Source organism: Crossiella sp. CA-258035, assembly GCF_030064675.1.
In the GTDB taxonomy this organism is placed as follows: Bacteria; Actinomycetota; Actinomycetes; order Mycobacteriales; family Pseudonocardiaceae; genus Crossiella.
The window spans coordinates 2,171,254-2,192,133 of the sequence record NZ_CP116413.1 but is presented as its reverse complement, the minus strand read 5'-3'; the positions used below and the strand labels follow the sequence as shown (position 1 = coordinate 2,192,133).

Below are 20,880 nucleotides of genomic sequence, written 5' to 3'. Positions count from 1 at the left end.
ACCGGAGCAGGAGCGGCTCAGGCCCCGTTCACCCCTGGCCCTTGGTACGCGCCGATGTTGGGCACGCTGGGCATCGGGTTGCCGAAGACGTCCCGGTTGCCGGCCGCGGGCACCGGTTGCCCGGCGCGCAGCGCGGGCGAGCCCGAGCGCAGCCGGTAGCCGCCGAGGTCCAGCAGCCCGCTGGCCGAGCCGGGGTTGACCAGCCGCGGGTCGCCGTTCACCGCGCGGGCGTCCCGCTCCGGCACCGGCACGTTGAGGTAGGCGTTGGCCAGGTAGCGGCCGTGCTGGTCCTGGATGGCGGAGTTGCCGTCGGCGCGGGCGAAGACGTTGTTGGCGGCCACCACCTGGGTGTCTATGTAGTTGGCCACCATCCTGGTGTTGCGGGCGGTGAAGAAGGTGTTGTGGTGGATCCGCACGTTGGTCGCCTTCGCGCAGGAGATGTTGATCACCGCGACGTCCGGGTGCCCGTCGTGCTGGCTGATGTTGTGCCGGAAGATGCCGCCGTCGTTGACCGCGCCCTCGGCGTTGCACACCAGCAGCGCGCCGCCGTCGTTGTCGTGGCTGTAGTTGTACTGGTACAGCACGTTCCTGGACGCGCCGTCGAAGTCGAAGGCCATGCTGTCCTTGACGCCGAAGCCGCCGGAGACCTCGTTGTACTGGAACAGCGCCTCATCGGAGTTCCAGGCCCAGATCCCGGCGTTCCAGCCGCTGGAGCGCATGTTGAACTTGTGCACCCGGTTGCGCTCCACCAGCGCGCCCAGGGTGTTCTGCGGCACGATCCCGTCGCCGCCGACGTCGGTGACCACGTTGTCCCGCACCACCAGGCCGCGGATCGGCGCGAAGGAGCTGCCGGGCCCGGCCGGGTGCTCGGACCGCTTGGCCCAGAGCGAGGTGGTGCCGATCCCGGTGCGATCCACCCTGGTGACCTTGTTGCGCTCGATCAGGACGCCCTGGAACCGGGTCGGCCGCTTCGAGCCGAGCGCGCTGAACAGGATGCCGCCGCTGGGGTCGGGGTCCTTGTGGTCGGAGCCGTTGACGTCGTGCACCTCGACATCGGCGACCACGTAGTGATGGCCGACCCCGAAGTCGGTCAGCGTCACGTGGATGCCGGCACGCCGCTGCTCGGGACCGGGTTGCGGGCCGGAGTTGCTCACCCGCAGGTCCCTGATCTCCCAGTACTGCACGTTGTTCAGGTGCACCGCGGCCCGCGCGCCGCCGCCGGCGATGTGCGGCTTGCCGCCCTCACCGTAGGCGCCGAGCTGGATCGGCCTGGTCGGGGAGCCGGAACCGCGCGGGCTGAGCACGCCGCCGCACTCGGTGCCGCGGCGCAGCAGCAGCCGGTCACCGGGGGAGAAGGTGAACGCGTTCGCCTGTTCCAGCCGGTTCCACGGCGACTCCGCGGTGCCTGTGCCGACACTCCGTGCTGAGCAGTCCAGGTGGTACTCCCGGGCCTGCGCGGCCGCCGACGGCGCGTTGAGCACCGAGGCGGCCAGCGCCACGGCGCCGAGTGAGGCGAGCACAGCACGACTGGCGGGCATCAGCGTCTCCTTCCGTGGACCAATGTTGATCACCATCGGCACCGGCGGGGAAACGGTTGAGACACCGATCGGGCAAAGATCGCGACCGGAGGTGCGGAATCCCTGATGTGGTGACAGCGCAGCGTGTTCGGCGACTACCGTCATCCGGGTGGAGGATCTGATCGGCGTGGCGGGCCGCCCGGCCCGCGCCTGGGGATGGTCGGTGGTCGTGCTCGGTGTGCTGCTCGTCATCGCCGCGGGCGTGACCGGACCCCTGGCGGCGACCCTCGCGGGCGCGAGCAGCGGGGTGGCCGCGTCCCTGTTCGGCTCGGCGGCGCTGCTGGACCCGGCCCGCGGCCAGTGGTGGCTCGTGGTCGGCGGGACCCTGCTCGCCACCGGCACCGCGGCCTGCGTGCTGCTGCGGGCCTAAACGCCGGGGAGCGCGTCGAGGTAGTGCTCGACCACCGGGAACGGCTGGTAGAAGTGGTGCAGCAGCTCACGCCACCTCGGGTACTCCGGCGAGCGCCGGAAGCCCTCCTCGTGCGCGGCCACGCTGTCCCACTCCACGAGCAGCAGGAACTCGCTGGGCCGCTCCACACAGCGGGACAACCGCAGCGAACGGAACCCGGGCTGGCCGGAGATCAGCGGCCGGGCCTGGGCGAAGGCGTCCAGGAAGGCCGCCTCCGCACCTGGCCGGACCGAGAGCTGAGCGTGTTCGAGAACCGCGCTCACGCACCGCCGCCGGGCGGCAGGCTCTCGTAGATCTTCTTGCAGTCCGGGCAGACCGGCGAACCGGGCTTGGCCGACTTGGTCACCGGGAACACCTCGCCGCACAGCGCCACCACGTGCGTGCCCATGACCGCGCTCTCCGCGATCTTGGCCTTGCGCACGTAGTGGAACATCTTCGGCGAGTCGTCGCTGGTGCTGTCGGTGGCGTCCGGGGTGGTGTCGACCTCGGGAAGAGTCTGGGTACTCACGTGCACCATGATGCCTCACGGACAGGCGGAGTTCAGCGAGAAGGAGGCAGCGGTGCTGCGGGTGAGTGACGAGGTGCGATCGGCGCTGGCAGACGGGGGCGCCGTGGTCGCGCTGGAGAGCACCATCCTCGCGCACGGACTGCCGCCCGGCCGCAACCTGAGCGTGGCCAGGGAGCTGGAGGACGTGGTGCGCGCCGCCGGTGCGGTGCCCGCGACCATCGCCGTGCTGGACGGCACACCGGTGGTCGGCCTGTCCCCCGCGGAGCTGGAACTGGTCTGCGACCCAGCCGCTGACCTGGCCAAACTCTCCCGCCGGGACCTGGGCGTGGCGATCGGCCTCGGCCGCAGCGGGGCGACCACGGTGGCCAGCACGGCCGCGCTGGCGCAGCGGGCCGGCATCGGCGTGTTCGCCACCGGCGGGCTGGGCGGGGTGCACCGCGGCGCGCGGGAGAGCTGGGACGTCTCCGCCGACCTGGCGGTGCTGGCCCAGACCCCGGTGCTGGTGGTGTGCTCCGGGGTGAAGTCGGTGCTGGACATCGCGGCCACCCTGGAGCTGCTGGAGACCTCCTCGGTGCCGGTGCTCGGCTACCGCACGGACCGCTTCCCCGCCTTCTACCTGCGCGAGTCCGAGCTGGAGGTGCCCTGGCGGGTGGACACCCCAGCCGAGGCCGCCGCGGTGGTGGCCGCGCACCGCACCCAGGTGCCGGGTTCGGCCGGGGTGCTGCTGGCCAACCCGATCCCGGCCGGGGCGGAGATGGACCGCGCCCTGCACGACCGGCTGCTGACCGAGGGCCTGGCCCTGCTGGCCGAGCGGAACGTGCACGGCAAGGACGTCACGCCGGTGCTGCTGGCCCATTTCCACCAGGCCAGCGCGGGTGTGAGTCTGGACGCGAACGCGGCGCTGGTGCTGTCCAACGCGGACCTGGCGGCGCGGGTGGCGGTCGAACTGGGCGGGGTGAGCTGAGATGGCGCGGATCGTGGTGGTCGGCGATGCCGGCCTGGACGTGGTGGCCCGGCACGACGGACCCCTGGTGCACGGCGGCGACACCCGCTCGGCGGTGCGCATGGTGGTCGGCGGCGCGGGCGCGAACACCGCGGCCTGGCTCGCCCACTGCGGGGCCGAGGCGGTGCTGATCGGCCGGATCGGCGGCGACATCGCCGGTCACCGGGTCGGCGCGGAACTCGACGCGGCGGGCGTGACCACCGCGCTGGTCGTCGATGAGAGCGCTCCGACCTGCTGTGTGGTGGTCCTGGTGGACGAGGCCGGCCAGCGCACCATGCTGCCCGACCGGGGCGCCAACGCCCGCCTGTCCCCCGCCGACATCGCCCCCAGCGCCCTGCTCGGCGCGGACCACCTGCACCTGTCCGGCTACGTCCTGCTCGACGAGGGCTCGCGCCCCGCGGGCGTGGCGGCGCTGGCCGCGGCCCGGGCGGCGGGCCTGACCACCTCGGTGGACCCACAGGCCGCCACACTGATCACCCGGCTGGGCGCGACGAGGTTCCTGGAGCTGGTGGCCGGCGTCGACCTGCTGCTGCCGAACGCGGACGAGCTGGCGGTGCTGACCGGGTCCACGGATCCGGAGTCGGCGCGGGAGCTGCTGGCGGTGGTCGGTGCGGTGGCGGTGACCTCGGGCGACGGCGGGGCGCACTGGGTGGCGGCCGACGCGACGGTGAACGCGGACGCCCCGGTGGTGGACTGCGTGGACTCCACCGGCGCGGGCGATGCCTTCAACGCGGGGCTGCTGGCGGCCTGGCGGGGCGGGTCGGAGATCGCGGCGGCGCTGGCGGCCGGGGTGGCGGCTGGGGCGCGGGCGGTGCAGGTGGTGGGTGCGCAGCCGCCGAGTCCGCTGAACGTGCGGGGCTGAGCGGGCGGGTGCGGAGCTGGTGGCGTGGCCCGCTCGACCGGGCGGGCGGCACGGCCCCGGCGCTGGCTGCCGATGGCGCGGGCGGCGCGACTGCGGGGCAGGCGATGCGGTGTCGGCCGCTGGGCGGGCGGCCCCGCGCGATCCTGGCAGCGGGTGATGGCGGGGCGCTCGGTGCGGGCGGGGCATCGAGCGCGGCCGCGACGTCAGTGTGCGCTGGGTGCTACAGCGGATACCCGGGCGGAGAATCCGCGGTGCGTCAGCGCGAAACGGTGATCTTGCTGATCTCGGCCAGTTCGTGCGCCACGTCCCACAGCCAGGTGGTGAGGTAGAACGCGCGGCCGAGCTCGTCGCCGGCCTCGGGCTGTTCCCGGCGCAGGTCGTAGATCGCATCCGGCACCCGCCAGCTGATCGCCGCGGTGATCCGGTAGTCGAGCAGCACCCGGAACCAGGCACGCATGTGGCGTTCCTCGCGCAGCACGACCATGCCGCCGCGCTCGGGCAGCGTCGCCCACACCAGGTTGATGTCCTTGTACAGACCGGCGAACAGGTCCGGCTCGTGCCAGAGGCGGACCTCTTCCGACTCTTCCTCGCAACAGTGCCAGTCCAGGATCGCGTTCAGCCTGCGGTCCTCGGTGGCCTCGGTCGGCAGCGGCAGGCCCAGCTCAGCACCGAGCGGGTAGTCCGTGTGGTACTGATCCATTCGCCACTGCACCAGTGAGGCGAACCCGGACAGGTGCCGCCGGAGCCAACTGGCCTGCGCCGCGGTGAAGTTCCCGACGACCAGGTCGTTGGTCCGGTCCCAATGGATCGCTCCGCACATCCCTGACCTCGGACTCTGACCAGTTTCCGCACCTACAACTACTGGGCGAGTTTCCGCACCGTCCACCTGAGCCCCCTGTGATTGAGCGGAACGTAACCATACCGCCACTCCGGGTGGAGATCAGCCCTCGATTACAGGATGTTGTTTCGATTCGATGGCGGTATCGTCACGCACCCGCCGGAACCGGTTCACCTTCTCCGCCTTTCGCGGCGGGCGGTCGTTGGCGATCAGCACCGCCATCCACGGCAGCGGCACCGACAACACCAGCAGACCGATCGCCAGCCACGGGATCTGGTAGCAGGCCGCGGCCGCCACCAGGCACGGGATACGCATCGACATCATCAGGAAGTACTTGCGCTTCCGAGCCGCGAACTGGTCCTCGTAGGACTGCTGCGCCTCAGTGATCAGGACCGGGGTGCCGTCCCGATGTGTGGTCATCCGACACCACCTCCTTTCGTCATCTTTCCACCAGGTCGGGCCGGGCGGGAGAGCCTTTGGGATCGACAGCTTCGAAGCCGAGATCCGACCGCATGAGATTGCGCAGTCGCGCATAGGTGTCCTGGGCTTCGGACCAGTACTTTTCGACCAGCTCCAGCCGGATGCCGTCCTTGTCGGGCCGGGTCAGTTCACGGGAGAGCCGGGACCGTGAAATCATTGCGGTGCGCAACAAATCCCGAATCTCGGGGGTACCCACCAGATTGATCAGGCCAAGCACATTCTTGGCTTCGATCCAGGCTGTGCGCAGATCGACAAGTTCGAGTTCGCCGATAACCAAGTCCACCCCGCGCGCCTTGTCCTTGTGCGGGTGCATCACCCAGTCCCAGGACTCCAGTGCGCCGATCACCTGGGCATAAGCCTCACGCCGGGCGTCAAATCGTTTGTTGTCCTCATCCCGGCGCTTCTCCCGGTTCCACCGGCGGTCCTCCCGCCAGGCGGCGATGAACTGGGCGCCGAGCACACCGAGGAGCCCCAGCAGCCCCACGACCACCGGCACCCAGACCGGAACCTGTGTCATGTCCGCGACAGTAGGCCGGTGGCGCGGGGGTGCTTGCGGGTGGGGCGGGGATCGGCAGGTTGGGGCGGGCTGGGCGAGCGCGGGGTGGGGGTGTTCGGGCGGGCGCTTAGGTAAGCGGTGCGAGCGCGCAGCCGGGCGAGCCGGGCAGGCCGGGCGAGCGGGGTGAGCCGGACAGGTCAGGCGAGCGGGGCAGGCGGGCAGGCGGGGAGGAAGGGCAGGCCGGGATGAACGGGCAGGCAGGGCGGCGGTGCCGCCGGGCAGGGCGGGCAGACCGGGTGGGTGGGGCCATCGGCAGGCGGGCGGATGGGCGGGTCGGGCTGCCAGGGCCAACGGGCCGGCGAGGTGGACAGGAGAGGCGGGCAGGTGGGCGCCTTTGAGAGCGCCGGAAGTACCGGTCCAAACCGGGCGCTTGGTTCAACCGGGCGTGCCGGTTAGACCGGGACGCGCCGCTTTAACCAGCGGGCACCCGTTAAACCGGCTCACACCGGTTCAACCGATGCACACCGGTCCAACCGGTGCGTCCCCGTTTAACGGGTGCCCGCTGGTTTAACCGGTGAATACCGCTTAAACCGGTGGGCACTGCTATGACCGGTGGCCACCGGCACGGCCGGTGGCTGACCGTGCGAGCGGTGATCAACCGTGCGGGGTGGCGGCCAGCATGGCGACCGCTGATCAACCACTTGAGGGCTGCCGACCACCAGCGGCGATCGACCGCACGAATGGCGGCCAACGGCGCGGATGCAGGCCATCTCGCGAGTGGCAACCAAGACCGAGGGCGGCGACCAAGGCCGAGGACGGAGGCCAATGTGGCGGGCGGAGGGCACGTCGCGGGCGGAGGGCAACGTCGCGGGTGGAGGTCAGGCTCGCGGGTGGCGGCCGAGTGCGTGGCGACTGACCAACCGTATGAGTGGCGGGCGACTCTCTGAGTGGCAGTCGGCCTTGTGAGTGGTGGCTGGGTGCACGAGTGGTGGTCGCCCTGGCAAGTGGTGTTCACCTGTATCGGTGGTGGCCGTCTGTACGACCGGTGGTAACCGGTTTAAGTGGGGCTACCGGTTTGAGGGGTGGGTACCGGTTATACCGGTTAGGGTGGCGGGTATGGGTGACGAGGCGGTTGGGCTGCCGATGGTTGGGCATGACGGGCAGCGGTATCGGTTCAATCCTGGTGCGTTGTGTCTGGAGTTGCTGGTCAGCAGTGGGGAGGATGAGCGCGGCACCTGGGAGGTGCTGGGTGAGGTTGAGGACTTCCGGCGGTGGTTGACCGACACCCGGTTCGGTAAGGCGCGGATCGAGTTGAGCGCTGCGGAGCTGGGTGAGCTGAAGAAGTTGCGGGAGTCTGTCTGGCAGTGTGCGGTTCGGGCCGCGCGGCGTGAGCCGATTCGGCGGGTGCACTTCTCCGACTGGAACCGGTTGGCCGCCGCGCCGCCGCCGGTGCCCAAGTTGACCAGCAATGGGCGGCAGTGGCAGGAGCCGGTTGCCGGGGCGGCCGTGTTGTCCGCCTTTGCCAGGGATGCCATTGAGTTGTTCGGGGGGCCCTACATCGACCGTGTTCGGCATTGTTCGGGCAGTGACTGCGAGCTGATCTTCGTGGACACCTCCCGGCCCGGTCAGCGGCGCTGGTGCTCGATGCAGCGGTGTGGCAACCGGGCCAAGCAGCGCGGACGGCAGGGAGCCGCGCATGGTCACGCTTGAGCGACTGGTCGATGTACTTGGCGGGCTGGGCACTCGGCTGGGTTGTGCGCCTCGGGGGCGGGAGGTTGAGCTGCGGGGGTTGTCGCTGCATGATCCGACCGAGTCGCATCCGACCAGTCCGACCGATGTGTTGCTGGGCATCGGCACCGGGTCGGTGACGGCGGCGGCGCGGCTGGTGCGGGGGACTACCGCCGCGGCCGTGGTGTTGCACGGGCCGCCGGAGCTGGACGAGCGGGTGCTGGCCGCGGCTCGGAGTTCCGGAGCGGCCGTGTTGATGGTTGATCCTGCGGTGCCTTGGAGTCATCTGGCGGGGCTGATTCACACGTTGGTGCTCAGTGGGCAGGGGCCCAGCCGGGATGTGCCGGGGGACCTGTTCGCGGTGGCGGATGCGATCGCGGCGGTGGTGGGCGGGCCGGTCACCATCGAGGATCTCCAGTCCCGGGTGCTGGCCTACTCCAACCGGCAGGAGGACGTGGACGCGGCGCGGGTGCAGACCATTCTTGGACGGCGGGTGCCGCCGGATGTGCTCAAGGCCCTGGAAGAACACGGCGTGTTCAAGCACCTGGCCAACTCGGACGAGCCGTTGCTGGTGCCGGCGCTGACGCCTGGGTTGCTGGGTCGCCTGATCGTGGCTATTCGGGCTGGGCGGGAACTTCTTGGGTCGGTGTGGGTCGAGGTGACGCCGCCGGTGCGGCCGCAGGCGCACTCGGCCATGGTGGACGGGGCGCGCACTGCGGCACTGCACCTGCTGCGCGCCCGTGCGGGGGCTGATCTGGAGCGGCGGGCCGAAGCCGATGCGGTGCTGAGTCTGTTGGACGGGACCGCGGACGCGCCGGGCACGTTGTCGCGGCTGGGGCTGGCCGCCGGGGCGTTGCGGGTGGTCGCCTTGCACGCGCACGCCGGGATGAACGAGCACGGGGCGGCGCTGCTCGCCTTCGAGCGGGCCACCTCCGGGTTCGGCTGGTCGCGGCCCGGGCGCAGCGCGTTGCTCGGCAACGTTCTTTACACCGTGCTGCCCGATGACAACCCGGCGCGAGACTGGCTGCGTTCGCTGCTGCGGGAGCTGCCCGCCGACGTGGCCGTGCACGCCGGGATCGGCGGGCGGGCCAACCCCGGCGACCTTCCCGCCAGCCGGCTGGAGGCCGAGGAGTGTCTGGCGGCGCGGGTGGCGGGGCTGGTTGAGACCGACACCGTGGACTACGACGAGCACTGGGCGCAGGTGTTGCTGCTGCGGCTGCGGACCGCGGCCGAGGCCGGGCGGCTGCCCACGCGCGGGCCGGTGGCCGACCTGCTCCGGCAGGACACCGAGCACGGCACCGACTACCTCGCCACGCTGCGCGCCTGGCTGGCCGCGGGTGGCGACGGCAAGGCCGCCGCGCGCAGGCTCGCCGTGCATCCCAACACCCTGCGCTACCGGCTGCGCAAGATCGAGCAGCTGACCGCGCTGCGCCTGGACGAAGCCGACCAGCGGCTGGCCCTGACCGTCGCGCTGGCCGCGCTGCCGGCGCAAGGATCGCGTAAAGATCGCTGGTAGCGGCGTCAACGAGGCGTGAACGGGGGTTCACCGCGACCGGTCGGCGGCCCGACCATTCCGCTCGTGGCCAACCTGCCTTACACCCTCGCGCTGATCGGCGGCTTCGTCTTCCTCGCCCTTGCCGTCCGGGCGGTCCAGTGGCGCGTCACGGTCCGGCCAGCGCGGCGGCCACCGAACAGGTGAAGCGCTTTCCGCTGCTGGGCACCACGGTCAGCTCCGCCGCGGCCAGGTCCACCACGCAGGTGGCCAGGGTGGCCGTGTCGCCTTCGGCCGGCTGACGGCAGACGCCGCGCGGGTGCGGGCTGGTCAGCACGTCCAGGAACCACTCCACATCCGGCTCGGCGGGCGGTTCCAGGGCGTCGAGGACCTTCGCCCGCTCCCGGCTGGACCGGGTGACCAGCTCGGGCAGGTCCAGGTGGCGCAGGTGGTTGGTGTGCCAGAACGGGCCCTCCCCCGCTTCCTCGACCGCGCTCGACCCGGCCGCGGCCTCCACGTGCGCGACCCGGCCGGTGCGCAGCTCGGCCAGGTTGTAGGCGAACCCGCCGGCGGAAGGCAGCTCGGTCAGCAGCCGGACGGCCTCGTCCAGGTCCCGGGCCCGGTGCACCGCGCGGGCCACGAAGTGCCTGCCCGGTGCGATGGCCGGTTCGGTCACCGGCAGGTGGTCCAGGCCGAAGACCAGGCCGTGGCCGGTCAGGGTGAAGGCGTTGCTGGGCAGCATGCCCGGGTACCAGAGCGCGGTGACCGGGACCTCGCCCGCGCAGTCCAGGGTGACCAGCAGCAGACGGCCGGCCAGCTCGGCGCCGCCGTCCTCGTTGTGCGCGAACACCCGGCCCGGCCAGGCCAGGTCCGAACAGCCCGCGCTGCTGGCCTGCGCGGGCAGGTCGCCGCGCAGGTTGACCAGCAGCAGGGTTCGCTCGGACTGGTTCGCGCCCTGGGCCATCGCCGCGAGCTCGGCATATTCCTGAGCGTGGTTCACCCTGGTCAGCGCGCTGAGCCTGGACAGCCGGACCAGGCCGGTGTCGGTGCGGGCGTAGCGGTCCAGCGCGGGCCACTCCGGCAGCGAGTGCACCGCCTCGGCGATCTCGGCGCGGTACTCCTCGCCGAGCGCGCGGAAGACCTCGAGGCGGGGCCCGCTCAGCCCGGCCCAGCGCAGGCCGTCCAGCTCGCGGTGCGCGTGCGCCACGGACATGGGATCACCCCCTCCTGCGTTTCAACCTAGGCGGACGGGCGGAGAAGTGGGGATCGGCGAAACGTGTGAGGATCTTCGCGTGTTCGGCATTGGGATCGATGACCAGGTATGCGACCGGCTGCGGACGGCCTTCCTGTCCGCGGACTACCACGCGGACGGCGTGCTCGAGCTGCTCGGCCCGGCCGCGCACGCCGCGCTGGGCCGCGGTGAGCTGGAACCGGCCGCCCGCGCCTGCGCCGACGGCGGCGCGCTGGGCGCGCTGGTCCGGCTGTTCCTGCTGAACGAGCCGGTGCGGGAGAGCGAGGCCGCGGCGGCACTGCGGCCGCTGCCGGTGGCCGAGGCGATCACCGCCGGACTGCTGCGCGCCGACGGCGAACAGGTGCGGGCCGCGCTGGACGTCCGGCCCTACGGCGACGACCAGGGCTCCTGGTGGGTGATCTCCGACCTGGACTCCGAGGCCCTCGGCGGCCCGGTGCCGACCGACCACGTGCTCGGCGTCGGGCACGCCTCGATCAGCCTGGCCAGGGCCACCGCGCGCCGTCCGGTCGGCACCCTGCTCGACCTGGGCACCGGCTGCGGGGTGCAGTCGCTGCACGCGAGCAGGCACGCCGAGCACGTCACCGCCACCGACCTCTCCGGCCGGGCGCTCGCGCTGGCCTCGGCCACCTTCCGGCTCAACCAGCTGGACGTGGAGCTGGCCCGCGGCGAGTGGTTCGCGCCGGTGGCAGGCAGGCGGTTCCAGCAGGTGGTGTGCAACCCGCCGTTCGTGGTCGGGCCGCCAAGGGTGGACTACGTCTACCGCGACTCCGGGCTGTCCGGGGACTCGGCCAGCGAGCTGGTCATCCGGCAGCTGCCCGCGCATCTGGCCGACGGCGGGGTCGGGCAGCTGCTCGCCTCCTGGCTGCACGTCAAGGGCCAGGACTGGGCCGAGCGGGTCGCCTCCTGGCTGCCCGAGACCGGGCTGGACGCCTGGGTTGTGCAGCGCGATGTGGCTGATCCGGCGCTCTACGTCGGCACCTGGCTGCGCGACGCCGGGGTGGACCCGCGTTCGCCGGAGGGCCGGGAGCAGGCGGGGCGCTGGCTGGACTGGTTCGCCGAGAACCAGGTCGAGGGCATCGGGTTCGGCTTCGTGACCTTGCGGCACACCCAGTCCGGGCCCGCCGACATCGTCTGCGAGGACCTGCGCCAGGCCTACGACGACCCGCTGGGCCCGGAGACCGCTGGCTGGCTGGACCGGGTGGCCTGGCTTCGTCAGCACAGCGCGGACGAGGACCTGCTCGCCGCCCGGCTCACCGTGCCGGCCGCGGTGCTGCTGGAAGAGGTGTCCAGCCCGGCCGAGGACGGCTGGACCTCGGTGGTGCGCCGCCTGCACCGGCAGGACGGGCCGGGCTGGCAGCACGACCTGGACGACCTGGCCGCCGCGCTGCTGGCCGGTTGCCGGGGCCATCTGGACCTGGCCGACCTGCTCGGCCTGCTGGCCGCCGCGCACGACCTGCCGCCGGAGGTGCTGGCCATGGGCGCGCTGCCCGCGGTGCGCAACCTGATCCGGCACGGGATGCTGGTGCCCGCCGACTGGGTGGTCACGTGAGGGCGGTCGTCTCCCGGGTGAGCCGGGCCAGCGTGACCGTGGACGGCGAGGTGGTGGGCGCGATCGACGAGCCGGGCCTGCTGGTCCTGCTCGGCGTCACGCACACCGACACCGAGGCGACCGCGGCCACCATGGCCCGCAAGCTGCACGAGTTGCGCGTGCTGCGGGACGAGCAGTCCTGTGCCGAAACCGGGGCTCCGCTGCTCGTAGTGAGCCAGTTCACGCTCTACGGCCAGACCCGCAAGGGCAGGCGGCCCTCGTGGACCGGGGCGGCCCGGCCGGAAGCCGCCGAACCGTTGGTGGCCGCGGTGGTAGAAGCCCTGCGCAACCGGGGTGCGCGGGTGGAGACCGGGCGGTTCCGGGCGGCCATGGCGGTGGAAAGCGTGAACGACGGGCCATTCACCGTGCTGGTCGATCTTTAAGGGTTCTCTTTACGCCTTCTCAGCGAATCCTCAGCCTGCGGAAGCAACCCCGCAGGAGCGCCTGACGTCTTGCAAATAGAGAGTGGGTACCGGGAACGAAACCGCGATCGGCTTCGTTATCCAAGTGTCCAGCCAGGACAGGACGGGGAATCCGAACAGGGACGGAACCCCGCACTGAAGGGGCCGCCGCGCAACGGGGCGTCGGCTTGGTGACGCATGCCCGCATGACGCCTGTTTGCCCGCGACCAGGGAGGGAGCTCCGATGACCGTCCCACTGAAGCTTACTGAGCAGGAGCCGCAGGAGGTTGTTCTCGAGGCGCACGACCTCGACGCGCAGAGCCCCGCGGCTGACTTGGTTCGAGTCTACCTGAACGGAATCGGCCGCACCGCGCTGTTGACCGCGGCGCAGGAGGTCGATCTCGCCAAGCGGATCGAGGCAGGTGTATTCGCGCGGCACATGCTGGATGAGGACAGGTCACTGTCCCCGCAGCGCCGCGCGGACCTGCGGACGCTGGTCCGGGACGGGCACACCGCGAAGAACCACCTGCTGGAGGCGAACCTCCGCCTGGTGGTCAGCCTCGCCAAGCGCTACACCGGCCGCGGCATGCCGCTGCTGGACCTGATCCAGGAAGGCAACCTGGGCCTGATCCGCGCGGTGGAGAAGTTCGACTACAGCAAGGGCTTCAAGTTCTCCACCTACGCGACCTGGTGGATCCGCCAGGCGATCACCCGCGGCATGGCCGACCAGGGCCGCACCATCCGGCTGCCCGTGCACCTGGTGGAACAGGTGAACAAGCTGGCCCGGATCAAGCGCGACCTGCACCAGCAGCTGGGCCGCGAGGCCACGCACGAGGAACTGGCCGCCGAGTCCGGCCTGCCCGCTGACAAGATCGCCGACCTGCTCGACCACGCGCGGGACCCGGTGAGCCTGGACATGCCGGTGGGCGCCGAGGAAGACGCCCCGCTGGGCGACTTCATCGAGGACTCCGAGGCCACCGACGCCGAGAGCGCGGTCATCTCGGGCCTGCTCCAGGACGACCTGCGCCGGGTGCTGGCCACCCTGGACGACCGGGAGCAGCACGTGATCCGCCTGCGCTACGGCCTGGACGACGGCCAGCCCAGGACGCTGGACCAGATCGGCCGCCGGTTCGGCCTCTCGCGGGAGCGGGTGCGCCAGATCGAGCGGGAGGTCATGTCCAAGCTCCGTCAGGGTGACCGCGCCGAACGCCTGCGCGCCTACGCCAGCTGACGCTGAGTAGTCCCCCGTCTCACCCAGATAGCCGCGTTGACTTGTGACCTGCCTCACGGCACGGTTCTCAAGAACCAACACAGACTGCGCAGCCCGGACGTACCACTGCGGCCGGACTGCACACCCCGGGAGGTCGGACCCGTCGGGGGCGGGTCCGGCCTTCCGACATGTCCGGGGCCGGTCAGCCGGCCGACGTCCCGGATCGGCCAAGACCCCGTACGAGTTCGGCCAACACGCCGGGTCAGTCCGCCAGGATGCGGGTGATCCAGCGGTTGATCTCCTGCTCGGTGGCGCCGTGGGCGAGCAGCCAGCCGCGGGGGCCGCCTTCGTGGTTGTCCAGCACGTCCAGCACGCCCTCGATCGCCGGGGCGGGGGCGGCCAGCAGGTGCTTCATCGCGGCCAGCTGCTCCTCGGTGGGCTCGGGACGGCCGAGGCTGAGCGCGACCCGGCGGATCACCCCGCTCATGTTGGCCTCGGTGCGCACGTAGTCGGCGACCACGACCTCCCTCGGCACCCCGGCCACCCGCAGCAGCAGCGCGACCGACACCCCGGTGCGGTCCTTGCCGACCGAGCAGTGCACCAGCACCGCGCCCGGCGCCGACCCGGCCAGCCGGACCACCTCGACCAGCCCGGCCGCGGACTCCTCCAGCAGCTGGAGGTAGAGCTTGCCCAGGTCCAGCGCGGCGGGATCGGTGGCCGCGGCGGCCATCACCAGGTCCAGCATCGGAATGCGGTGCACCTGCGCGCCGTCGAGCAGCAGCGGGTGCTCCGGGTTGCCCTCCTTGGCGCCGCGCAGGTCGAGCACGACCGCGGGCGGCCAGCCGGCCAGCTCCGGCACCGGGTCGCCGGCCATCGGCGCCTCGCTGCGCAGCAGCACGCCGGGGCGGGTCTGCCTGCCGTCCTCGGTGGGCAGTCCGCCCAGGTCCCTGCCGTTGGCCAAGCCGGTCGTCATCATGTCCCCCTCGACTAAGTTGAGTTGACACCCAAACCTACGCGGGAGATCAGCGGTGCTCGACCTGCCCCAGCTGCAAGCCCTGCACGCGGTGCACGCCCAGGGTTCGGTGCGGGCGGCCGCGCGGGTGCTGCACCTGACCACCTCGGCGGTGTCCCAGCGGCTGGCCAGGCTGGAGCGCGAGCTGGGGCGGCCGCTGCTGGAGCGCACCGGGCGCGGGGTGCGGCTGACCGAGGCCGCGCTGGTGCTGGTCGAGCACGCCGAACGCATCCTGGCCGCGGTCGCCGAGGCGGAGGCCGCGGTGGAGGACCACGCCGGGGCGGTGCTGGGCGGGGTGTCGGTGGCGGCCTTCTCCACCGCGGCCCGCGCCCTGCTGCCGCCCGCGCTGGCCCTGCTCCGCGCCCGCCACCCCGAGCTGCGGGTCCGGCTCGGCGAGCTGGAACCGCACGAGTGCCTGCCGCTGGTCGCCCGCGCCGAGCTGGACCTGGCGATCCTGCAGGACTGGCCGGACGAACCCCTGGACCTGCCGACCGGCCTGGACCGCGCGCCGCTGCTGGACGACGTGGTCGACCTCGCTGTGCCAGTGGGGCACAGGCTGACCGGCACCGTGTCCCTTGCCGAGCTGGCCGGGGAGGGCTGGGTCAGCTGGCCGGACGGGACCGGGTGCCACGCCTGGCTGCACCGGATCACCGGCGGCGCGGACGTGCTGCACACCGCGGGCGAGCACCACACCCAGCTGGCGCTGGTGGCGCGCGGGCTGGGGGTGGCGATGATGCCGAGGCTGGGCCGGGGCGAGCTGCCGCCGGGCGTGCGGGTGGTCGAGCTGGATCCCGCGCCGCACCGGCACGTGTACGCGGTGTGGCGGCCGGAGTCGGCGCGGCGACCGGCGATCAGGGCGGTGCTGGAAGCCGTCGACCTGGCGGCGCTGGAGCTGGCTGGTTGATCACCCGAGTCTGGCCAGCTGCGCCGCGGTCAGCGTGATCTCCCGCGCGGCCACGTTCTCCGCCAGGTGCGCCCGCGAGCTGGTGCCGGGGATCGGCACGACCACCGGCGAGCGGTGCAGCAGCCAGGCCAGCGCCACCTGCGCCGGTGTCGCGCCGAGCTCCCGCGCCACCTCGGTCACCGGCTGGGGCAGCGCGCCGTTGGCCACCGGCAGCCAGGGCACGAACGCGATCCCCGCCGCCTCGCAGCAGGCCAGCACGTCCTCGTGCCGCCGGTCGGCCAGGTTGTACCGGTTCTGCACGCTGGCGATCTCCACCTGTTCACGGGCCAGCGCCAGCTGCTCGACGCTCACCTCGGACAGCCCGACCCTGGCCGCCTTGCCCTCGCGCACCAGGTCGGCCAGCACGCCGAACTGTTCCTGCGCCGGGATCTTCGGGTCGATCCGGTGCAGCTGGAACAGGTCCAGGCACTCCACCCGCAGCCGCCGCAGGCTCAGCTCCACCTGTTGGCGCAGGTACTCCGGGCGGCCCAGCGGCACCCACTCCCCCGGCCCCGGCCGACATTGGCCTGCCTTGGTGCCGATCACCAGGTGCGCCGGGTAGGGGTGCAGGGCCTGGGCCAGGAGCTCCTCGTTGGCGCCGAGTCCGTAGGCGTCGGCGGTGTCGATGAAGTCCACGCCGAGCTCCACCGCGTGGCGGGCCACCCCGATCGCCTGGGCCGGGTCGGCGGGCCGGTCCCAGCCGGTGAGCCGCATCGCGCCGAACCCCATCCGGAAGTCACTGATCGTCATGTCCGGAGACTCTGCCCAGCTCAGCCGGGCCGTGGGTGCACCGTCAGCGGACTGCCCGGTCCAGCGCCGCTGCACGATCCGGACATGGATCACACCCGGTCAGCGCGGGGCGGCCGAGCGCACGCGGTAGTTTCATGAGATACCCGAACCGCAGGCAAGGGAGCCGGCGTGACTGCCACCACCACGGCGTTCAACTACACCGACGTCCTGCCGCTGGGCCCGGACCAGACCGAGTACCGCCTCGTCACCACCGAGGGCGTGCGGCTGGTCGAGGCGGCCGGGCGGCGCTTCCTCGAGGTCGACCCCGAGGTGCTGACCCTGCTCGCCCGGGAGGCGATCAAGGACATCCAGCACCTGCTGCGGCCTTCGCACCTGGCTCAGCTGCGCGCGATCATCGACGACCCGGAGGCCAGCGGCAACGACCGGTTCGTGGCGATGGACCTGCTGCGCAACGCCTGCATCGCCGCGGGCGGGGTGCTGCCGATGTGCCAGGACACCGGCACCGCGATCGTGATGGGCAAGCGCACCGAGACCGTGCTCACCGGCGGCGCGGACGAGCAGGCGCTGTCCAGGGGCATCTTCGACGCCTACCAGGAACTGAACCTGCGCTACTCGCAGATGGCCCCGGTGACCTTCTGGGACGAGAAGAACACCGGCTCCAACCTGCCCGCGCAGGTGGAGGTCTTCACCAAGCCCGGCCAGGAACCCAAGTACGAGTTCCTGTTCATGGCCAAGGGCGGCGGCAGCGCGAACAAGACCTTCCTGTACCAGGAGACCAAGGCGCTGCTGAACCCGGCGCGGCTGGCCAAGTTCCTGGACGAGAAGCTGCGCAGCCTGGGCACCGCGGCCTGCCCGCCCTACCACCTGGCGGTGGTGGTCGGCGGCCTGTCCGCGGAGCAGAACCTGAAGGTGGCCAAGCTGGCCTCCGCGCGCTACCTGGACGAGCTGCCCACCGAGGGATCGCCGCTGGGGCACGCCTTCCGCGATGTCGACCTGGAACAGCAGGTGCTGGAGCTGACCCGGCAGTTCGGCATCGGCGCGCAGTTCGGCGGCAAGTACTTCTGCCACGACGTGCGGGTGATCCGGCTGCCGCGGCACGGCGCCTCCTGCCCGGTCGGTGTGGCGGTGTCCTGCTCGGCGGACCGGCAGGCCAAGGCGAAGATCACCCCGGAGGGCGTGTTCATCGAGCAGCTGGAGCGGGACCCGGCGCGGTTCCTGCCCGAGGTCGGCGACGGCGAGCTCTCCGACGAGGTGGTGCGGATCGACCTGACCCGCCCGATGGCGGAGATCCGGGAGACGCTGTCGCAGCTGCCGGTGAAGACCAGGGTGTCGCTGACCGGTCCGCTGGTGGTGGCCCGCGACATCGCGCACGCCAAGATCAAGGAGCGGCTGGACGCGGGCGAGGGCATGCCGCAGTACCTGCGCGACCACCCCGTCTACTACGCGGGCCCGGCCAAGACGCCGGAGGGCTACGCCTCGGGTTCGTTCGGGCCGACCACCGCGGGCCGGATGGACTCCTACGTCGAGCAGTTCCAGGCCGCGGGCGGCTCACTGGTCGTGCTGGCCAAGGGAAACCGGTCCAAGCAGGTGACCGAGGCCTGCCAGAGCCACGGCGGGTTCTACCTCGGCTCGATCGGCGGCCCGGCGGCGCGGCTGGCCCAGGACTGCATCCGCAAGGTCGAGGTGCTGGAGTACGCCGAGCTGGGCATGGAGGCGGTGTGGAAGATCGAGGTGGAGGACTTCCCCGCGTTCGTGGTGGTCGACGACAAGGGCAACGACTTCTTCGCGGGCACCAGCCAGCCGACGCTGCAGGTGTCCTTCCACCGCTGATTTTCCTTACCCCAGAACGATTGTGAGCACATGGCAAGGTACGCGCTGCTGATTCTGCCCGCGTTCAACCGGGTGTACGGGGAGTCGGCCGTCCGGCTGACCCGCACCGAGCTGGCGGTGTTCAGCGAGACCGCGTTGCACAGCGAGGTCGGGGAGGTCGCCGAGACGGATATCGGCGGCGTTCCCTACGTCACGTTCGAAGCCGGGGAACTGGACGAGTACGACATCTCGTTGCTGTCCAACCTGTCCTCGGTGTACGCGCTGTTCGCGGTGGAGGGCGAGCTGCTGCGGCCGCTGCGAGTGTCCCCTGTGGACAAGTTCAGCAGCGACCTGCTGACCATCCAGAAGTACTCGGGCAAGACCAACGAGCACTTCACCAAGCTGCTGCTCAACGTCACCCTGCTGGCCCGCGCCGAACCCACCGAGCTGCTGGCGAAGCGGCTGGCCGTGTTCGACCCGATGTGCGGGCGGGGCACCACGCTCAACCAGGCGCTGATGTACGGCTACGACGCCTACGGCATGGACCTGGACGGCAAGGACTTCGACGCCTACGCGCACTTCCTGGCCACCTGGCTGAAGAACCACCGGGTCAAGCACCAGCACGAGGTCACCCCGATCCGCCGGGACAAGGCGCTGATCGGCAAGCGGCTCAGCGTGAAGCTGGGGCTGACCAAGGAGCTGTACAAGGCCGGCGAGGTCAACCAGCTCATGGTGGTCAACGCCGACACCGTGCGCAGCCGGGAGTTCTTCCGCGCGGAGACCGTGGACGCGATCGTCACCGACGCGCCCTACGGCGTGCAGCACGGGTCCCGGCCCACCCAGAAGCACCTGTCCCGCAGCCCGTTGGAGCTGCTGTTCAACGCGGTCCCCGGCTGGAGCCAGATCCTGCGACCGGGCGGCGCGATCGGCATCTCCTGGAACACGCACGTGGCCGGTCGCGACGATCTGGTGAAGATCCTGGCGGACAACGGTTTGCAGCCGCTTGATGACGGTCCGTGGCGGGAGTTCGAGCACCGGGTGGACCAGTCGATCATCCGCGACCTGGTGGTGGCGCGCAAACCCGGCTGAGCCGATATCCGGCTGCCCGCGCGGGGGTGCTGACCGCATACTGTCGCGGTGCGCAAGTTCCCGAGCTACCGCTGGCTGCCCACGGGCGCGGTGCCGTTCAGCCATGGCGAACCCGAGGGCCGGCCGGTCGGCCGGTACCTCGGACTGGGCGTGGCCACCCTGGTGCTGATGGCGCAGCCGCTGGTGCTGCCGCGCTGGGCCTGGCTGCTGGTGGTGGCCGGCCTGGCCGTGCTCGCCACGGTGGCCTTCGCCTACGGGCGGCGGCCCGCCTACCCGACCAGCTGGCTGGTCCGCCAGCCCGAGCGGATCGGGCTGGTCCGCGCCGGCGACGAGGACGTCACCGGTCCGGCGCCGGCCACGGTGACCTGGTTGCACAGCGCGGAAACCCAGATCTGGCAGCGGTCCTGGGCGGTGGCGGTGGAGGGCGCGGCCGAGCGGGTCCTGGACGCGGCCGGGCTGGCCGACCCGGCGAACATCACCGCCTGGGACGAGGACGACGACGAACCCGGCCCGCTGCCCGGCTACGTGCTGCGCGACCGGCGGGGCGCGGTGGGCGTGCCGGGGTACCACCTGCCGCCCAGCGCCGAGGACCGGACCGGGACACTGCCGTTCGAGTGGCTGGGCGTGCCGCGCGAGGAGCTGCCCGCGCAGCGGCACGCGCCCACGGTCACCAGGGTCACCTTCGACGATGTCCGCGCGCTGGCCAGGGCCGGGGTCGCGCCCGCGCACCGGCTGGAGGCCGCCTTCGACCGGTACGCGCAGCCGACCGAGGCGGATCTGGTGCTGGCGCTGGGTTTGCCGCGGGGCTGGGCGTCCATTATGGACACGTTGCCGCCCGCGGAGGTGCGGGCGCTGCCGGTGGCCGAGCGGATCGCGGTGCTGCGCGCGGAGGTCCTGGCCCAGAGTGAGCGGGACCTGGCCTGGGAACGGGAACACGGCGTGGCGGTCCCGGTCACTCCACAGTGGACCGACCGGTGGCTGCGGCGGCTGGACACGCTGGGTCCGGCGGCGGAACAGGCGCCCCGGCTGACAGCTGGCGCGTGGCCGGAGCTCTCCGGCACCGCGCGCACCGCGCTGCTGTTCGCCGCGACCGGGACCGACCTGTCCGACCGGCCACTCCGCCCACTGCTGGAAAGCCTCGGCGTGCCAACGGAGTCACCGGTGGAACGACTGTCCTGGGGTCCCGCGCACCGCTTCTGGCAGGTGGCGGACCGGGTGTCCCTGCTCGCCTGCTGGGCGGTGGCGATCAGCGCCAGCGCCTCGGTGGCGTTCTGGGCGCAGAGCTGACCCGCCGTGTTGGCCGAACTCGTACAGGGTCTCGGCTGAAGTCGTACCCCGTGTTGGCCGAACTCGTACGGGATGTTGGCTGAAGTCGGCACCGCGGGGCCAACACGAGGTCCGGAACGGCCAACACTGCGTACGACTTCGGCCAA

General features: G+C 71.7%; 21 protein-coding genes. 12 read left to right on the top strand and 9 right to left on the bottom strand.

Going from position 1 to position 20,880, the window contains the following annotated elements; translation table 11 throughout:
• Positions 1-17 precede the first annotated feature (17 nt).
• Positions 18-1,538: a right-handed parallel beta-helix repeat-containing protein gene (locus N8J89_RS10605; protein ID WP_283664156.1), complete on the bottom strand. Its 1,521-nt coding sequence runs from the start codon at positions 1,536-1,538 to the stop codon at positions 18-20.
• 148 nt (positions 1,539-1,686) lie between these two features.
• On the opposite strand from N8J89_RS10605, the gene N8J89_RS10600 reads away from it, so the two are divergent.
• Positions 1,687-1,947 carry a hypothetical protein gene (locus tag N8J89_RS10600; protein WP_283664155.1) on the top strand — a complete coding sequence of 87 codons (261 nt, stop codon included), beginning with the start codon at positions 1,687-1,689 and terminating at the stop codon, positions 1,945-1,947.
• Here N8J89_RS10600 and N8J89_RS10595 read toward each other — a convergent pair.
• Both N8J89_RS10595 and N8J89_RS10590 read right to left on the bottom strand, forming a co-directional pair.
• Positions 1,944-2,249: an antibiotic biosynthesis monooxygenase family protein gene (locus tag N8J89_RS10595; protein ID WP_283664154.1), complete on the bottom strand. Its 306-nt coding sequence runs from the start codon at positions 2,247-2,249 to the stop codon at positions 1,944-1,946. The two genes, N8J89_RS10600 and N8J89_RS10595, sit on opposite strands and share 4 nt — an antisense overlap.
• Positions 2,246-2,494, bottom strand: a complete 249-nt coding sequence (locus tag N8J89_RS10590) for a DUF3039 domain-containing protein (protein WP_252479103.1) — start codon at positions 2,492-2,494, stop codon at positions 2,246-2,248. Before N8J89_RS10590 ends, N8J89_RS10595 begins: the two co-directional genes overlap by 4 nt.
• Positions 2,495-2,546: 52 nt before the next feature.
• Between N8J89_RS10590 and N8J89_RS10585 the strand changes: the two genes are divergently transcribed.
• Both N8J89_RS10585 and N8J89_RS10580 read left to right on the top strand, forming a co-directional pair.
• Complete coding sequence (locus tag N8J89_RS10585) at positions 2,547-3,458, top strand: pseudouridine-5'-phosphate glycosidase (RefSeq protein ID WP_283664153.1); 912 nt, start codon at positions 2,547-2,549, stop codon at positions 3,456-3,458.
• Position 3,459: 1 nt separating this feature from the next.
• A complete protein-coding gene (locus N8J89_RS10580; protein WP_283664152.1) occupies positions 3,460-4,359 on the top strand; it encodes a carbohydrate kinase family protein in 900 nt (299 codons plus the stop codon).
• 256 nt (positions 4,360-4,615) lie between these two features.
• Here N8J89_RS10580 and N8J89_RS10575 read toward each other — a convergent pair whose 3' ends face one another.
• The 3 genes from N8J89_RS10575 to N8J89_RS10565 all read right to left on the bottom strand — a co-directional run bounded on the left by N8J89_RS10575 (position 4,616) and on the right by N8J89_RS10565 (position 6,194).
• Positions 4,616-5,179, bottom strand: a complete 564-nt coding sequence (locus tag N8J89_RS10575; RefSeq protein WP_252479106.1) for a DUF2017 family protein — start codon at positions 5,177-5,179, stop codon at positions 4,616-4,618.
• A gap of 120 nt (positions 5,180-5,299) precedes the next feature.
• The gene (locus tag N8J89_RS10570; RefSeq protein WP_252479107.1) at positions 5,300-5,617 is read right to left on the bottom strand and encodes a DUF3099 domain-containing protein; all 318 of its coding nucleotides are present in this window, start codon (positions 5,615-5,617) and stop codon (positions 5,300-5,302) included.
• Positions 5,618-5,636: 19 nt separating this feature from the next.
• Positions 5,637-6,194 carry a hypothetical protein gene (locus N8J89_RS10565; protein ID WP_283664151.1) on the bottom strand — a complete coding sequence of 186 codons (558 nt, stop codon included), beginning with the start codon at positions 6,192-6,194 and terminating at the stop codon, positions 5,637-5,639.
• A gap of 1,095 nt (positions 6,195-7,289) precedes the next feature.
• On the opposite strand from N8J89_RS10565, the gene N8J89_RS10560 reads away from it, so the two are divergent.
• Positions 7,290-7,883, top strand: coding sequence for a CGNR zinc finger domain-containing protein (locus N8J89_RS10560; protein WP_283664150.1), 594 nt, complete (start codon positions 7,290-7,292; stop codon positions 7,881-7,883).
• A complete protein-coding gene (locus tag N8J89_RS10555; protein WP_283664149.1) occupies positions 7,870-9,417 on the top strand; it encodes a PucR family transcriptional regulator in 1,548 nt (515 codons plus the stop codon). Before N8J89_RS10560 ends, N8J89_RS10555 begins: the two co-directional genes overlap by 14 nt.
• Before the next feature lie 145 nt (positions 9,418-9,562).
• Here N8J89_RS10555 and N8J89_RS10550 read toward each other — a convergent pair whose 3' ends face one another.
• On the bottom strand, positions 9,563-10,606 hold the full coding sequence (locus tag N8J89_RS10550) for a C45 family autoproteolytic acyltransferase/hydrolase (RefSeq protein WP_283664148.1): 1,044 nt from the start codon (positions 10,604-10,606) through the stop codon (positions 9,563-9,565).
• A gap of 79 nt (positions 10,607-10,685) precedes the next feature.
• On the opposite strand from N8J89_RS10550, the gene N8J89_RS10545 reads away from it, so the two are divergent.
• The 3 genes from N8J89_RS10545 to N8J89_RS10535 all read left to right on the top strand — a co-directional run bounded on the left by N8J89_RS10545 (position 10,686) and on the right by N8J89_RS10535 (position 13,865).
• Positions 10,686-12,194 (top strand): DUF7782 domain-containing protein, encoded by a 1,509-nt coding sequence (locus tag N8J89_RS10545; RefSeq protein WP_502868436.1) that lies wholly within the window; start codon positions 10,686-10,688, stop codon positions 12,192-12,194.
• Positions 12,191-12,616, top strand: coding sequence for a D-aminoacyl-tRNA deacylase (dtd, locus tag N8J89_RS10540; protein WP_283664147.1), 426 nt, complete (start codon positions 12,191-12,193; stop codon positions 12,614-12,616). The genes N8J89_RS10545 and dtd overlap by 4 nt, the downstream gene beginning before the upstream one ends.
• Positions 12,617-12,878: 262 nt before the next feature.
• Entirely contained in the window at positions 12,879-13,865 is a 987-nt protein-coding gene (locus N8J89_RS10535; RefSeq protein WP_283664146.1) for a sigma-70 family RNA polymerase sigma factor, read from the top strand.
• Positions 13,866-14,106: 241 nt separating this feature from the next.
• On the opposite strand, the gene N8J89_RS10530 is transcribed toward N8J89_RS10535, so the two are convergent.
• Entirely contained in the window at positions 14,107-14,817 is a 711-nt protein-coding gene (locus N8J89_RS10530) for a tyrosine-protein phosphatase (protein ID WP_283664145.1), read from the bottom strand.
• 55 nt (positions 14,818-14,872) lie between these two features.
• Here N8J89_RS10530 and N8J89_RS10525 point away from each other — a divergent pair, with 55 nt between their 5' ends.
• The gene (locus N8J89_RS10525) at positions 14,873-15,760 is read left to right on the top strand and encodes a LysR family transcriptional regulator (protein ID WP_283664144.1); all 888 of its coding nucleotides are present in this window, start codon (positions 14,873-14,875) and stop codon (positions 15,758-15,760) included.
• Here N8J89_RS10525 and N8J89_RS10520 read toward each other — a convergent pair whose 3' ends face one another.
• A complete protein-coding gene (locus N8J89_RS10520; RefSeq protein ID WP_283664143.1) occupies positions 15,761-16,549 on the bottom strand; it encodes an aldo/keto reductase in 789 nt (262 codons plus the stop codon).
• Positions 16,550-16,717: 168 nt separating this feature from the next.
• Between N8J89_RS10520 and N8J89_RS10515 the strand changes: the two genes are divergently transcribed.
• Genes N8J89_RS10515 through N8J89_RS10505 form a run of 3 tightly spaced genes read left to right on the top strand, consistent with a single transcriptional unit; the run spans position 16,718 to position 20,734 of the window.
• Entirely contained in the window at positions 16,718-18,379 is a 1,662-nt protein-coding gene (locus N8J89_RS10515; protein WP_283664142.1) for a fumarate hydratase, read from the top strand.
• Positions 18,380-18,409: 30 nt separating this feature from the next.
• Entirely contained in the window at positions 18,410-19,447 is a 1,038-nt protein-coding gene (locus N8J89_RS10510) for a TRM11 family SAM-dependent methyltransferase (protein ID WP_283664141.1), read from the top strand.
• A 48-nt stretch (positions 19,448-19,495) separates the two neighbouring features.
• Positions 19,496-20,734: a hypothetical protein gene (locus tag N8J89_RS10505; RefSeq protein WP_283664140.1), complete on the top strand. Its 1,239-nt coding sequence runs from the start codon at positions 19,496-19,498 to the stop codon at positions 20,732-20,734.
• The last annotated feature ends 146 nt before the right edge of the window (positions 20,735-20,880 follow it).